At 68.4% G+C, this 13010-nt stretch carries 14 protein-coding genes and 1 pseudogene; 8 read left to right on the top strand and 7 right to left on the bottom strand.

The genetic code is table 11. The features are described 5' to 3' along the window. Positions 1-292 precede the first annotated feature (292 nt). Entirely contained in the window at positions 293-748 is a 456-nt protein-coding gene (locus ACIRGA_RS11365) for a PTS glucose transporter subunit IIA (RefSeq protein WP_400939439.1), read from the bottom strand. Next, a pseudogene (locus ACIRGA_RS11360) lies at positions 745-990 on the bottom strand (glucose PTS transporter subunit EIIB); the annotation flags it as partial. The gene ACIRGA_RS11365 and the pseudogene ACIRGA_RS11360, both read right to left, overlap by 4 nt. Positions 991-1214: 224 nt before the next feature. Here ACIRGA_RS11360 and ACIRGA_RS11355 point away from each other — a divergent pair. The 4 genes from ACIRGA_RS11355 to ACIRGA_RS11340 are packed head-to-tail and all read left to right on the top strand — an operon-like array spanning position 1215 to position 4448. Continuing rightward, positions 1215-2003, top strand: coding sequence for a GntR family transcriptional regulator (locus tag ACIRGA_RS11355; protein WP_034318372.1), 789 nt, complete (start codon positions 1215-1217; stop codon positions 2001-2003). Further along, positions 2000-3256: a PTS transporter subunit EIIC gene (locus ACIRGA_RS11350; RefSeq protein WP_400939435.1), complete on the top strand. Its 1257-nt coding sequence runs from the start codon at positions 2000-2002 to the stop codon at positions 3254-3256. The genes ACIRGA_RS11355 and ACIRGA_RS11350 overlap by 4 nt, the downstream gene beginning before the upstream one ends. A 40-nt stretch (positions 3257-3296) precedes the next feature. Then, on the top strand, positions 3297-3563 hold the full coding sequence (locus tag ACIRGA_RS11345) for an HPr family phosphocarrier protein (RefSeq protein WP_400939432.1): 267 nt from the start codon (positions 3297-3299) through the stop codon (positions 3561-3563). Positions 3564-3623: 60 nt separating this feature from the next. Further along, positions 3624-4448, top strand: coding sequence for a serine hydrolase domain-containing protein (locus ACIRGA_RS11340; protein ID WP_400939430.1), 825 nt, complete (start codon positions 3624-3626; stop codon positions 4446-4448). Here ACIRGA_RS11340 and ACIRGA_RS11335 read toward each other — a convergent pair. After that, positions 4438-5379: a D-2-hydroxyacid dehydrogenase family protein gene (locus ACIRGA_RS11335; RefSeq protein WP_400939428.1), complete on the bottom strand. Its 942-nt coding sequence runs from the start codon at positions 5377-5379 to the stop codon at positions 4438-4440. The two genes, ACIRGA_RS11340 and ACIRGA_RS11335, sit on opposite strands and share 11 nt — an antisense overlap. A gap of 48 nt (positions 5380-5427) precedes the next feature. Between ACIRGA_RS11335 and ACIRGA_RS11330 the strand changes: the two genes are divergently transcribed. Together ACIRGA_RS11330 and ACIRGA_RS11325 are read left to right on the top strand one after the other, a co-directional pair. Beyond that, a complete protein-coding gene (locus tag ACIRGA_RS11330) occupies positions 5428-5763 on the top strand; it encodes an NIPSNAP family protein (protein ID WP_400939425.1) in 336 nt (111 codons plus the stop codon). Between the two features lie 19 nt (positions 5764-5782). Continuing rightward, the gene (locus ACIRGA_RS11325) at positions 5783-6412 is read left to right on the top strand and encodes a maleylpyruvate isomerase family mycothiol-dependent enzyme (RefSeq protein ID WP_400939423.1); all 630 of its coding nucleotides are present in this window, start codon (positions 5783-5785) and stop codon (positions 6410-6412) included. A gap of 3 nt (positions 6413-6415) precedes the next feature. Here ACIRGA_RS11325 and ACIRGA_RS11320 read toward each other — a convergent pair whose 3' ends face one another. After that, positions 6416-7615, bottom strand: a complete 1200-nt coding sequence (locus tag ACIRGA_RS11320; protein WP_400939420.1) for an endonuclease/exonuclease/phosphatase family protein — start codon at positions 7613-7615, stop codon at positions 6416-6418. Between the two features lie 137 nt (positions 7616-7752). Between ACIRGA_RS11320 and ACIRGA_RS11315 the strand changes: the two genes are divergently transcribed. Then, positions 7753-8175 carry a hypothetical protein gene (locus ACIRGA_RS11315; protein WP_400939418.1) on the top strand — a complete coding sequence of 141 codons (423 nt, stop codon included), beginning with the start codon at positions 7753-7755 and terminating at the stop codon, positions 8173-8175. A 17-nt stretch (positions 8176-8192) separates the two neighbouring features. Further along, positions 8193-8858: a TetR family transcriptional regulator gene (locus tag ACIRGA_RS11310; protein WP_400939415.1), complete on the top strand. Its 666-nt coding sequence runs from the start codon at positions 8193-8195 to the stop codon at positions 8856-8858. Positions 8859-8917: 59 nt separating this feature from the next. Here ACIRGA_RS11310 and ACIRGA_RS11305 read toward each other — a convergent pair whose 3' ends face one another. The 3 genes from ACIRGA_RS11305 to mltG form a co-directional block, all read right to left on the bottom strand. Next, on the bottom strand, positions 8918-10168 hold the full coding sequence (locus ACIRGA_RS11305; RefSeq protein ID WP_400939413.1) for a GrpB family protein: 1251 nt from the start codon (positions 10166-10168) through the stop codon (positions 8918-8920). Positions 10169-10388: 220 nt separating this feature from the next. Next, positions 10389-11219, bottom strand: a complete 831-nt coding sequence (locus ACIRGA_RS11300; RefSeq protein ID WP_400939459.1) for a shikimate dehydrogenase — start codon at positions 11217-11219, stop codon at positions 10389-10391. Between the two features lie 13 nt (positions 11220-11232). After that, positions 11233-12678, bottom strand: coding sequence for an endolytic transglycosylase MltG (mltG, locus tag ACIRGA_RS11295; RefSeq protein WP_400939410.1), 1446 nt, complete (start codon positions 12676-12678; stop codon positions 11233-11235). Positions 12679-13010 lie beyond the last annotated feature (332 nt).

Here is a 13010-nt window from a genome sequence, read left to right as displayed (position 1 = left end):
ATCACCACACAAGCCCTGGTCACCACGCCGACAGGCCGGTCAGTGTCCGTGAGGTCCTGAAACATCAACTGTCCGACATGTCCTGAACTCAGACAGAGGGTTCTAACCCTCATTGCCACTCACGACCCCACGTGAAACCGTACATATGCACACCAAACGGACCTCAGGCCGCCGATAACCGTCCTTTATAGACATTCGAAAGGCGCAGACTCACAGGACAGCGCCTGGAAACGCGCAAAGGGTCCCTTTAGGACGAATTCCGTCCTAAAGGGACCCTTTTCGTTCCGAGGCTTCAGCTGTCCCAGGTGAAGATCGCGTCGCCCGCTTCGACGTCGCCGCCGGTGAGCAGTCCGGAAAGGACCTCCGCCTTCGCGTCGAGCGCCACCACCGGCACGATCGGCGAGTAGCCCGCGGCCTTGACCGCGTCGGGGTCCCAGCCGACGACCGGCTGTCCCGCGCGGACGGCCTCACCCTTGACGACGTGGAGGGTGAACCCCTCGCCCTTCTGCTTCACCGTGTCGATCCCGAGGTGGACCAGCACGCCGCGGCCGTCTTCGGTGGCCACCACGAAGGCGTGCGGGTGCAGGGTCACGACCGTCCCGTCCACCGGCGCGACCGCGTCCTGACGCCCGCCCGAGGGCAGGACCGCGATACCGGGGCCGACCATCGCCTGCGCGAAGACCGGATCGGGCACTTCGGTCATAGCGGTCGTCTTCCCGCTCACCGGGCTCAGGATCTCGAGACTCACAGCAGATCCTCGATGTCGCTGGCGATGTTGTCGGCTTCGGGGCCCACGATGACCTGGACACCGGCACCCATGCGCACGACGCCCATCGCGCCGGCGGCCTTCAGCGCCGCTTCGTCGAGCAGGCTCATGTCTTCGAGCTCACAGCGGAGCCGGGTGATGCACCCCTCGACCTCGATGACGTTCTCGGCACCGCCGAGCCCCGCGAGGATCTTTTCCGCCCTGTCATCCGCCATCGCGGTCTCCCTGTTCCCTGTCGGTTTCCCACATGCGAACCAGCTGTACTACGCCGTTCGCCGACTCGCACGTGATCCCTGGCCACGAACGCGTAACGGTGGTTGACACCCGCTCGTGCGACGGAGCATCCTGCCCCATCGGATCATTGGTCTAGACCGGAACGTACCAATCTTCCGGACCAGATGCGAGTACGGGTTCCCCAGCCGACCGGACCGAAAGGACGGTGACCGTCATGAGCGCTTCGGCGCAGCTGCCGCCGTCCGACCGTGTGATCAACGGACCGACGCCCAAGCACGCCCAGCTGCGGGAGATTCTGCGCCGCACGGTGGAGCGTGAGCTACCCCCCGGCTCGCCCATCCCTTCGGAACGTGACCTCGCCGAGACCTATCAGGTGTCGAGGCTCACCGTCCGCTCGGCGATCGGCAAGCTGGTCGAAGAAGGGCTCTTGTCGCGAGTGCGCGGCAAGGGGACGTTCACCGCCGCCAGGCGGATGGAACTGCAGCTCTACCTGATGTCCTTCACCGAGGACATGCGCCGTCGCGGGATGACCCCGACCACGGAGGTCGTCAAGACCTCCACCGAGGTCCCTCCCGCTCCCTCGGCGCACGCGCTCGGCCTGGCCGCCGGGACCCCGGCTCACCGCATCGTCCGGCTCCGCCGGGCCGACGGGGTGCCGCTGGCGGTCGAACGCGGCTGGTATCACGCGGGCCGGATGCCCGGTCTGCTCGACCTCGATCTCACCCGATCGTTGTACGTCCAACTCGCCCAGTCGTACGACCTGCGCCCGGATCACGCGTGGCAGACGGTCTGGGCCGAATCCGCGGACCGCGAAACGGCACGCCTGCTCGGCATGCGCGCCGGCAGTCCGCTCCTTGTCTTCCGCCGGGTCTCCAGCGTCAACGGGGAACCGATCGAAGACATGACTTCCTGGTACCGGGGCGATCACTACCAGGTCACCATGCAGCTGGACCGGAACACCCCGGATTCCGGTCATCATCCTCACTACGGAGGTACCCGATGAGCTCCACCACCGCGGAGGGGGCGAAGGGCAAGGGCAAGGGACTGGCCGGGCTTCAGCGCTTCGGCCGCAGCCTCATGCTCCCCATCGCCGCCCTGCCCGCCGCCGCGCTTCTGAACAGGTTCGGTCAGCCCGACCTGCTCGGCAAGGACGGCCTCGGCTGGGACAAGGTCGCCGAAGTGCTCGGCGCGGCAGGCAACTCGCTGTTCAACTGGCTGCCGCTCCTGTTCGCGGTGGGTATCGCCGTCGGCTTCGCCCGCAAGAGCGACGGCGCGACCGCGCTGGCCGCCGTGGTCGGGTTCTTCGTGTTCACCAGCGTCCTCCAGGTGTTCACGCCGTTCTCCGAGCTGCCGGGCTGGAACCCCGAGAAGCCCGCGGGCCTGATGCTCAACCCGATGAAGTGGCCCTACAGCGTGCTGGCCGGTGTGATCGTCGGCCTGGTCACCGCCCTGCTGTGGCAGAAGTTCTACCGCATCAAGCTGCCGCCGTACCTGGCCTTCTTCGGCGGCCGCCGGTTCGTGCCGATCGTCACCGCCGTGACGCTGATGATCCTCGCGGTGCCCTTCGGCCTGGTCTTCCACTGGGTCAACGAAGGCATCCAGGCCGCGGGCGAGGCGGTCACCGGCGCACCGGTCGTCGGTGGCGGTATCTACGGTGTGCTGAACCGGCTGCTGATCCCGGTCGGTCTGCACCAGCTGCTGAACGTGCCGGTGTGGTTCATCTTCGACGGCGGTGACCTCACCAAGTTCTTCGAGGGCGACCCCACCCGCGGCACCTTCATGACCGGCTTCTTCCCGATCTTCATGTTCGCCATCCCCGCCGCGGCGCTGGCGATCTGGCAGAGCGCGAAGCCCAGCCAGAAGAAGATCGTCGGCGGTGTGATGATCGCCGGCGCGCTGACCTCGTTCCTGACCGGTATCACCGAGCCGATCGAGTTCTCGTTCATGTTCGTCGCGTGGCCGCTGTACCTGATCCACGCGGTCCTGACCGGTACCTCGCTGGCACTGGTGAACGCGCTCGACATCCACCTCGGCTTCGGCTTCTCGGCCGGTGCGATCGACTTCGCGCTCAACGGCGGTCTCCCGGCGGCGAGCAGCAACGTCTGGCTGCTGATCCCGATCGGTCTCGCCTACGCGGTCGTCTACTACGTGATCTTCCGTTTCGTGATCAAGAAGTGGAACCTGCGGACCCCCGGCCGCGAGGACGACGCGATCGAGGCGGATCTCGAAGCCACCGCGGCCAAGCCCGCCAAGTAATTTCAGCTCAGCAGAACCGAAGGCACGAAAGGGAAAGAACATGCCGGAGAAACGCGTCACCGTGGCCAGCAAGGTGGGCCTGCACGCCAGGCCCGCGGCGACGGTCGCCAAGGCGGCCGCGGCGCAGCCCGTCGCGGTGTCCATCGCCAAGGCGGGCGGCGACCCGGTCGCGGCCGGCAGCGTGCTGAACCTGATGACGCTCGCCGCCGCCTACGGCGACGAGGTCATCATCAGTGCCGAGGGTGAGGGGGCCGAGGCGGCCGTCGACGCCATCGCCGAGCTGGTGGCGACCGACCTCGACGCCTGATCCCCATCCCTGCGAAGCCCGGGCCGCCCCGACCGGCCCGGGCTTCGTAGGGTGTTGGGCATGGACAGCGTGCGCGAGATCGAACAGTGGCCGGTGGACAACGCCGCCACGGCCGTGGTGACCGCCGCCGGTGACGTGCTGGGCACGCACGGCGACCCGACGAAGGTGTACCGGCTGGCGTCGGTGACCAAGCCACTCACGGCCTACGCCGCGCTTATCGCGATCGAAGAGGGCGTCGTCGAACTCGACACCCCCGCCGGACCGGAGGGCTCCACGATCCGGCATCTGCTCGCGCACACCTCGGGCCTGGCCTTCAACGAGCACAAGCCGATGGCCGCGCCCGGCAACCGGCGCCTGTATTCCAACGCCGGGTTCGAGCAGCTAGCCGACGCGCTCACCGAGCATTCCGGCATCCCCTTCGCCGACTACCAGGCGGAGGCGCTTTTCCAGCCGCTGGGCATGAAAGCGACCAAACTGACGGGCTCCCCCGCCTCGGGCGCGGAGTCCACTGTGGACGACCTGGTCGCGTTCGCCGCCGAATTGCAGGCACCGAAGCTGATCGCCGCCGAAACGGTGCGCGAAGCGACTTCCGTGGTCTTCCCCGGGCTTTCCGGCGTCCTGCCCGGTTTCGGCCACCAGAAGCCGAACGACTGGGGCCTCGGGTTCGAGATCCGCGACCACAAGAGTCCACATTGGACCGGCTCGTCGAGCTCGCCGCGGACCTTCGGCCACTTCGGCCAGTCCGGCACGTTCCTCTGGGTCGATCCCGACGCCGGCGCCGCCTGCGTCGCGCTCACCGACCGCGCTTTCGGCCCGTGGGCGGCCGAGGTCTGGCCGCCCTACACCGACGCCGTGCTCTCGGAGCTGCGCGGCCTCACTCCATGACGCGGATCGGTGAACCCGCTTGGAAGGCCGCGATGTCCTCGACCGCGTCGCGGTAGAAGATCTCGTAAGCCTCCCGGGTGACGTAGCCGATGTGCGGGGTGAGCACGACGTTGTCCAGCGTCCGCAACGGATGCTCCGACGGCAACGGCTCCACGTCGTAGACGTCCAGCGCGGCGACCGCGATCTCCTTGCGGCGCAAGGCGTCCACCAGTGCGGTTTCGTCCACGATCGGACCGCGCGAGGTGTTGACCAGCATCGCCGTCGGCTTCATCGCGGCGAGCTCGGGCGCGCCGACCAGGCCGCGGCTGCGGCGGCTGAGCACCAAGTGGACCGACAGGACGTCCGCGCGGGCGAACAGTTCCTCCTTCGACACCGCCGTCACGCCGTGGGGATCGGCCTTCTCCTGGGTCAGGTTCTGGCTCCAGGCGATGGTCTCCATGCCGAACGCCTGGCCGATCCTGGCCGCGCCGGCGCCGAGCCTGCCGAGCCCGAGCAGCCCGAGCGTCTTGCCGGACAGGATCGTGCCGACGGTGGTCTGCCAGCCGCCCTCGCGCATGTTCGCCGACTCCACCGGCACGTTCCGCGCGGCGGCGAGGATCAGCGCCCAGGTGTGCTCGGCCGCCGGGGCCGCGATGTACCCGGTGGACGAGACGACCACGCCGTTGCGCCGGGCGGCGGCCACGTCGATCGCCGCGTTGCGGTGCCCGGTGCTCACCAGCAGCTCGAGCGCGGGCAGCCGATCGAGGACCTCGGCGGGGAACCGGGTGCGTTCACGCATCGCGACCACGACCTCGAAGTCGCGGAGGCGGGCCACCACCTCGGTGGGATCCGCGAACGGCTTCGTGAACACCTCGATCTCGGCGCCGAGGGAGTCCCAGTCCCCGAAACCGAGCGCCACTTCCTGGTAGTCGTCGAGAATCGCGATCTTCATGACCCCCAGGCTAGAGTCGGCGCCGAAACCATGCCCGGGGAGGCCACCGTGATCCTGGAAGTCCGCACCTACCGGCTGAAGCCGGGGACCAGCGAGGAATTCCTCCGTGTGATGGCCGAGGATTCCGTTCCTCTGCTGGAGCGCGCGGGACTGCGGGTCGTCGATTTCGGACGGTCGCTGGTCGCCGAGGACGGACACGAAGAGGCCTACCTGATCCGCGCATTCGGCTCTCTCGAAGAACACGAACGGCAAGAACGCGAGTTCTATGGCAGTGAGGCCTGGCTGTCGGGCCCGCGCGAGGCGATCGTCTCGCGGATCGAGAGTTACCACACGATCGTCATCGAGACCTCCGAAGAGGCGGTCAAGGCGCTCGGGCAACGGTGACCGAGGACGAGGAGCAGGGATGCACGAGGGCGGGATCCTGGCCTGGACCGAGGCGGAGCGGCTGAGCTTCGCCGAGCTGCTGGAGGGGCTCGAGGACAAGGACTGGTCCGCGGAGACGCTGTGTCCGGGGTGGACGGTCCACGCGATGGCGGGGCATCTCGCGCAGACCACCAGGAACCGGCTCAAGGACACCCTCACCGGCATCGTCAAGGCCAAAGGGAACTGGGATCGGATGAACGTCGACCAGGCCGTCGCCTACGCCGCGCGGTTCTCTCCCGCCGAACTCGTGGCCCAGATCCGCGAGGACGCCGGCTCACCGCGCCGCTCGCCCGGCGCCAAACCGGTCGACCCGCTCGCCGACGTGCTCATCCACGGCCAGGACGTCGCCCGCCCGCTCGGGATCGACCGGCCGATGCCGGAGAAGCCCGCCATCGCGGCGCTGGAGCACCTGCTCGTCAGCCCGTTCTGGGGCGCGAAGAAACGCTGCAAGGACCTCAGGCTGATCGCCACCGACGCCGAGTGGACCGGCGGAGCGGGCACCGAGGAGGTCCAGGGCCCGCTCGTCGACCTGCTCCTGTCCGTGAGCGGCCGGAGCACCGGGCTCGCCACCCTCACCGGCCCGGGCGCGGCGCTGCTCGGCGCCCGCTGAGTCTTACCAGCGAGGAACGAACACGTCGACACGCACCAGGTGGTGGTCCGAGGCGTCGTTGAGCCGGGCCAGCGGCGAATCGGGCAGCGGCCAGAAGACCTCGGCGTGCCACGGGAACAGGCCCTTCGACGGCAGGACGTAGTCGATCCGCAGGTTCCCCGGCGCCTTGTCGTTGAAGTCGCCGGTGTCGAAGAACGGGTCGCCCTTCTGGCCGATGTTGGCACCCGCCTGGTCCTGAGCGGCCCGCACGCCGCCTTCGCTGCCCGGCCGGGTCTCGATGACGCGCGGTGCGTTCAGCAGGCGTGAAATGGCGCCTGGGACGCTGTCGCCGTCGAGCGGGTCGGAGTTGTGGTCACCGGCGATGACGAACTTCTCGTGCGCGCCCAGGCCGCCGCGACGGCCGCGGTCGTCGTGGATGTAGCGGCCCTTGCCCGGGGTCACGTAGTCCGCCCAGAAGCGGATCTCGTCGTTGTTGCGGGTGCCGTTGCGGTCTTCGGGGCCGTCGAAGGTGGGCGGCGTCGGGTGCGCGGCCAGGAAGTGCACGGTCGAGCGGCCGACCCGGATCGGGACGTCCCAGTGGGACTTCGACGACAGGCGGAGCACGTCGAGCGCCTGCGGCGAGTACCAGTCGTTCGGCGCCGCGGTGGCCGGGTCGTCCGGCAGCAGCGCGCCCGGCATGTCCTTCCAGAGGAACTTCTGGAACGTCCGCACGCTGTGCGTGTCGATCGGGTACTTGGACAACACGAGCATGCCGTACTGGCCCTCGAAGAGGCCGAAGCCGTGCGCGTCGTTGCCGCCGCCGACCTTGCCGTCGCGGTCGAGGTCGAAGCCGGTCGCGACGCCGGTGTTCGAGGGCGCGGTGAAGGCGTACGGGTAGTCGATCGGGGCGGCGCCGTTCTGGCCGCGCTTCAGGTAATTCTCGCGGAACAGGTCCGCGGCGCGGTTGCCGGGCACGTAGTCGAACTCGTTGATCAGCAGCACGTCGGGCCGGTTGCGCTGGATCACCTCGGCGACCTCGTTCGCCTGCGCGTTGCCCGGTTGCGACAGGTCGGTCACGAGCTGGCCGGCGGCTCCGCGGTTGAGCGAAGCGTTGTACGTCGCGAAGCGGACGTTCTGCCCGGCGGCGGCTTCCGCCGGTGTGGCGGCCGGCAGCGTGCCGGCCAGCAAGGCGCCCGAGGCGAGCACGGCGGCGATGCGTTTCACGGTCTTACCTCCCAGAGTCGTAGAGACCCTACGCACTCCGGGCGGCCGCACGGGTGAGCTTCAGGTGAACAGCGCCACTTGAACGCGTTCAAAATCTGGGCTACGGTTCTTCTTGAACACGTTCAAAAGGAGGCCCCATGCAACCCGTAGTCGTGGCCTACGCGCTCTATCTGGCCATCACCGTCCCGTTGACCGTGCTGGTCGCCCGCACGCTGAGCAGGCACGGCAAGACGTTCCTGGAAGACGTCTTCCAGGACAAACAAGCGCTGGCACATTCGGTCAACCAACTGCTCGTCGTCGGGTTCTACCTGGTCAGCCTGGGTTTCGTGACCCTGTTCCTGACCAGCGACGACACCGTCCTCGACGCGCGCGACATCTTCGAGATGCTGTCGGTCAAGGTCGGCACCGTGGCGCTCGTGCTCGGCGTGATGCACGTCGGGAACGTGCTGGTGTTCAACGGAATCCGGCGCAAGCACCTCAACCACGCCGCCGCGCGGCCCGTGCCGGTGCCGCCGCCCTACCCCGGTTACCCGGCGCCCGCTCCACACCCCGCGCCCTGACCGGATAACGTGCAGTGGTGGCGAAGAGTGAGGAAACCAGGTCACTGATCGTGGCGACCGCGTTGCGGCTGTTCGCCGAGAACGGCTACGACCGCACGACCATGCGGGCCATCGCCGCCGAAGCGGGCGTGTCGGTCGGGAACGCCTATTACTACTTCGCCTCGAAAGACCAGCTGATCCAAGGTTTCTACGACGAGATCGCCAACGCGCACCTGACGACCGTGCGCCGGTCGATCGAAGGTGAGCGGGACTTCAGCGCCCGGCTCAAGACAGTCCTGCTCACCTGGCTCGACGTCGCCGAGCCGTACCACCGCTTCGGCACCCAGCTCTTCGTCAACGCCGCCGACCCGGACTCGCCGCTGAGCCCGTTCAGCGAGGAGTCCTCGCCGGCGCGGGACGCCTCCGTCGGCCTGATGCGCGACGTCATCGCCGACTCCGACGTCAAACTCGACCCGGACCTGCGCGACGACCTGCCCGATCTGCTGTGGCTGTACCAGATGGGGGTCGTGCTGTTCTGGGTCCACGACCGCTCGGCGGGCCAGAAACGCAGCCGGATCCTGGTGGAGCGGACGGTGCCGCTGATCGCGCGACTGGTGGGGCTTTCGCGGCTGCGGGTGCTGCGGCCGGTCAGCCGGGAGATCGTTTCGCTGATCCGGGACCTCTCGAAGCGGGACGACGCCTGAGAACGCGTTTAGTCCTCTGAATACACGACGCATTCAGAGGACTAAACGCGTTCAGCGGATCACTCGCGGGCGGTCCGGAAGTACAGGAACCGCGGCTCGGTCCGCAGTTTCGCGTACCACCGCGGGTCCGATTCGGCGATCACCTCGTCCGGCATCGGCTCGACCAGCCTGTCGACGGCGAACCCGGCGTCCCGCACCGCGCCGAACGTCCAGCTCAACGGCCGCCGGTAGAAGTGGACCTTCTGCCCCGCCGGGAACTCGTCTTCCAGCAGTTCGAGCTGGAAGTAGTTCCGCTTCTCGAACCACCGCCAGTCCTCGCCGGGATGGTGCACCGAGAACACCAGGAGCCCGCCCGGTTTGAGCACCCGCCGGAACTCCGCCAGCGCCGGCGCCCACTCCTTCAGGTAGTGGAGCACCAGCGACGCCGTGATGAGGTCGATCGAGGAGTCCTCGATGAACTTCATCGGCTGCGAGACGTCGGCCGTCTCGAACTTCGCGACGTCCCCGAACTTCTCCCTGGCGACGGCGACCATGCTCGAACTGGCGTCGACGCCGAGGACGTCCGCGCCCTTCGCGGCGAGCAGAGCGCTGAGGTGCCCCGCCGCGCTGCCGACGTCCAACACCCGTTTGCCCGCCACGTCCCCGGCCAGCTCCACGATGGCGGGCCGGTCGTAGTGGGCGTTGGTGCTGCTGGTTTCGGCGTGCGCCGCGTAGAGCCGCGCGAAGCCGTCGTACTGGGCCGCGCGCGCCCGTTCGATGATCTCGTCGATCACCTCGGTCTTGGCGTCGGCGTAGTGCTGGATGTACTTCCAGTTGCGCGACGCCAGTTCGCGTTTCTTGGCCTCGTAAAGCTTTCGCTCGTCATCGTGCGCGATCAGGCGATCGCGGAAGAGGCGGTAGCGCTCGGTCTGGCCGTTGTCCGGCGAGTAGACGTGCAGGTTGATGTTCGTGTCCGGACCTTTGAAGCAGCGGTGCTTCTCCCACTCCGGCTCGCGGATGACGAGCCGGTAGCCCTCGGCCTCCAGCTGCGGCACGTAGGCGTCCTCGTCGTCCGAATCGGCGACGATCAGCATGATGTCGACGATCGGTTTCGCGCAGAGCCCCGGCACCGACGTGGAGCCGACGTGCTCCAGGACCAGCGCGCGTTCCCCCAGGATCCCCCTGATGCGCTGGGCTTCGCGGTCGAACAGGGCGGGCCACTCCGGGTCGTATTCGGCCAGCGTGACGGTCGAATTCAGGACCGGGGCCTCATCGACCCAGGCGTTGTTGATGTCTTCTTCGGTGTAGTCGTCTCGATCGGGTTTAGGCATCGACCCCTTGTTCCTTCCTCAGCACTCCTCGCGAGTCTGCGCGCGACCGCGATCACGTCGCCAGGGCGCGAGTAGGAATCAGACGTCCCGTCCCCCATCAAGAGCGCCCTGCCGCCGAGATAGCGGGCCCAACCAGCCAGGGGCGCGCGCGGTGGTCACCTGGTTGCCGCGACGCCCCTCTCGAGGCAGTCGGCCAGATTATCGAACTTCGGCGATCTTGTCAGCCGATCGGCAGAGAAAGGATCCCGCCGGTCGCCTCACGCAGCGCGTCCCGCATCGCCGCTCGCGGCGCGGGCTGCCCGGTGAAGTACTCGGACTGCCCGAAAGCCTGATGCAGCAACATGTCCAGCCCCGTCGCGAGCCGCCCGCCCTGCTCGGCGACGGCTTCGGCGAGCGCGGTCGGCCAGGGGTGGTAGATGACGTCGAGGACGCACCCGATCCCGGACAGCTCCGCCAGATGCGGCCGGACGGCGTCCGGGGGCACCGTGTTCACCAGCACCGCCGAATCGGCCGCGAGCTTCCCGAAGTCGGCGTCGGCCCAGCGCAGGACCTCGACGTCAAGCTCGGCCCGCTGAGCCGCCTCGACCGTTTCCGTCGCCCGCGCGGGATCCCGCACGACGAGCCGCACCGTCCGCACACCGAGCGACGCGAGCCCGACGACGGCCGCCGCGGCCGTCCCGCCCGCACCGAGGACGACGGCGGCATCGTCCGAACCAGGCGAGTACTCCCCCGCGATCCGCAGGGCCTCGGTGACCCCGTCGACGTCGGTGCAGTCCGCCAGCCAGCCGGATTCCCGGCGCACCAGCGTGTTCGCCGCGCCCACCGCCGCCGCGCGTGGCGTGACCTCGTCGGCGAACTCCAGGGCGGCCCGTTTCCCGGGCATGGTCACCGAAAGCCCGGTCCACTCCGGACCGAGACCGTCGACGAACGCGGGCAGCCCGGGACCGTCGATCTCGACCCGCTCGTAGGTCCAGCCCTCCAGGCCCAGCGCGCGGAACGCGGCACCGTGCAGCACGGGCGAGAGCGAGTGTTCGACCGGCTTTCCCAGGATCGCGGCCTTGCGCTTAGTAGACACCGCGCCTCTGTGCGTCCAGCTTGGCCTTGTTGTGCTCGTCGTTCGTCACCGAGAAGCAGGAAAGCCCGTTCTTCTCGCATTTCACGAAGAACAGCCACTCCCCCGCCGCGGGCTTCAACGCGGCCTGGATCGCTTCCGCGCTCGGCACCGCGATCGGCGTCGGGGTCAGGCCGACGGACTTGTACGTGTTGTACGCGCCCGCTTTTTCCCGTTCTTCGGGTTTGGTGAGCAGGGTCGGCCGGTCGAGGACGTAGTTGACCGTCGAGTCCATCTCGAGCCGCATCTTCTCGTCGAGCCGGTTGTAGATGACCCGCGAGATCTTCCCGAAGTCGGCCTTGACCGCCTCACGTTCGATGATCGACGCGATGATCAGCGTCTCGTAGGGCGACTTGCCCTCACCCTTCGACTGCTCACTCAGCCCGGCGTTGAGAATGCGGTCCGCCGACGTCTTGACGACGAAGGTGAGCAGTTCTTCGGCCGTCCAGCCGGGTTTGATGTCGTAGATGCCCGGGGCGATCAGCCCTTCGAGGCGGCGGTCCTTGTGCTCGGCCTTCGTGGCGGCCTCGACGGCCCACGCCGGGACGCCCAGTTTCGCCAGATCCGCGGTCTCGATCGTCTTGCGCAGTTCCTCGACCGGGATACAGGTGCTCTTGCCGTTCAGATCGGCGCAGGAAGCCTTGGACAGCAACGTGTACACCCCGGGCGTCACCTTGCCGTCGGGCTGGGTGATGTCGTGGAACTGGGTGTACGGCCGGATTTCGACCTGGCCGACCTTCGACGCGGGGGCGATCATCTTCTCGACCGCGCTGGCGCCGGACATCTTCGTCTTCATGACGTAGTAACCCTGCTGGAGCCGTGAGACGGCGGTGTTGTCCTCGCCCGCCTTCACGAACGCCTTGCCGCTGGCGACCACTCCGGCCGCCTGCAGCCGGTTGCCGATCGCCGACGTCGAATCGCCCTTCTCCACCTGGACGAGGACGTCGCTCTCGCCGGTGCCTTCGTAGTCGTCGTAGCCGAAGATCTCGGTGAAGCCGTAGTAGGCGCCGCCGGCGAGCAGGACGAGCACGGTCAGCGCGGCGATCCAGCCCAGCGCGCGCTTCTTCTTACGCTTCTTGGGCGGCGGACCCTGACGTTCCGGGCGCTCGTCCTCGATGCGCTCCGGCTCGGCACGGTCCTCGTCGTCGTAGTCCTCGTAATCCTCGTAGTCGTCGTACTCGTCATAGTCGTCGTACGCGTCGTCGCCGAAGATCTCGTTGTATTCCTCTTCGCTGCCCTCAGGCGGTGAAGAGGGAGCCGCGCCGGGGCGCCGTGCCATCGGCGCTTCCTGGATCGCGGGGAGGATGTCGGTCGGCCGCTCGTCCGGGAGCGGGCCGTCGTCCTCGCGGCGACGGCGGCGGCCGGGCCGGGGAGCCTCGTCCTGGGCGTAGGCGGGCATGCCAAGACCCCGGTCACCCGGCTGGGGAGACCGCCGCTGCGGTGCGGGAGGAGGCGGCGGAGGGACCGCCGGTTCCGGAGCACGCCTGGCCGGAGCCGGACGCGATACCGGCGGCTCGTCGGCAGCACGCCGGGCGCGCGGTGGCGGCTCTTCCGGGGACCGGCGGGCACGCGGCGGTTCTTCCGCCGGGCGCCGCACGGGCGGCTCCGGCGGTTCCTGCCGGATGTGCCGTCGTCCCGTCGGCTGGGGTTCGGGCCGTCGACGCGGCGGGGCCGGTGGCTGAATGGCCTCCTCAGGCTCCCGCAACCGTCGTCTACCGCCCTGACGGCGCT

The sequence above is a fragment of the Amycolatopsis sp. NPDC102389 genome (assembly GCF_044765885.1).
GTDB lineage: Bacteria > Actinomycetota > Actinomycetes > Mycobacteriales > Pseudonocardiaceae > Amycolatopsis.
This window is presented reverse-complemented; position numbering and strand designations above follow the sequence as displayed.

Coding starts and splice junctions, on each gene's coding strand:
- ACIRGA_RS11305 (WP_400939413.1), bottom strand. CDS start 10,168: ATGCCTAAACCCGATCGAGACGACTACACCGAAGAAGACATCAACAAC.
- ACIRGA_RS11325 (WP_400939423.1), top strand. CDS start 5,783: ATGCACGAGGGCGGGATCCTGGCCTGGACCGAGGCGGAGCGGCTGAGC.
- ACIRGA_RS11340 (WP_400939430.1), top strand. CDS start 3,624: ATGGACAGCGTGCGCGAGATCGAACAGTGGCCGGTGGACAACGCCGCC.
- mltG (WP_400939410.1), bottom strand. CDS start 12,678: ATGCCCGCCTACGCCCAGGACGAGGCTCCCCGGCCCGGCCGCCGCCGT.
- ACIRGA_RS11335 (WP_400939428.1), bottom strand. CDS start 5,379: ATGAAGATCGCGATTCTCGACGACTACCAGGAAGTGGCGCTCGGTTTC.
- ACIRGA_RS11350 (WP_400939435.1), top strand. CDS start 2,000: ATGAGCTCCACCACCGCGGAGGGGGCGAAGGGCAAGGGCAAGGGACTG.
- ACIRGA_RS11355 (WP_034318372.1), top strand. CDS start 1,215: ATGAGCGCTTCGGCGCAGCTGCCGCCGTCCGACCGTGTGATCAACGGA.
- ACIRGA_RS11345 (WP_400939432.1), top strand. CDS start 3,297: ATGCCGGAGAAACGCGTCACCGTGGCCAGCAAGGTGGGCCTGCACGCC.
- ACIRGA_RS11315 (WP_400939418.1), top strand. CDS start 7,753: ATGCAACCCGTAGTCGTGGCCTACGCGCTCTATCTGGCCATCACCGTC.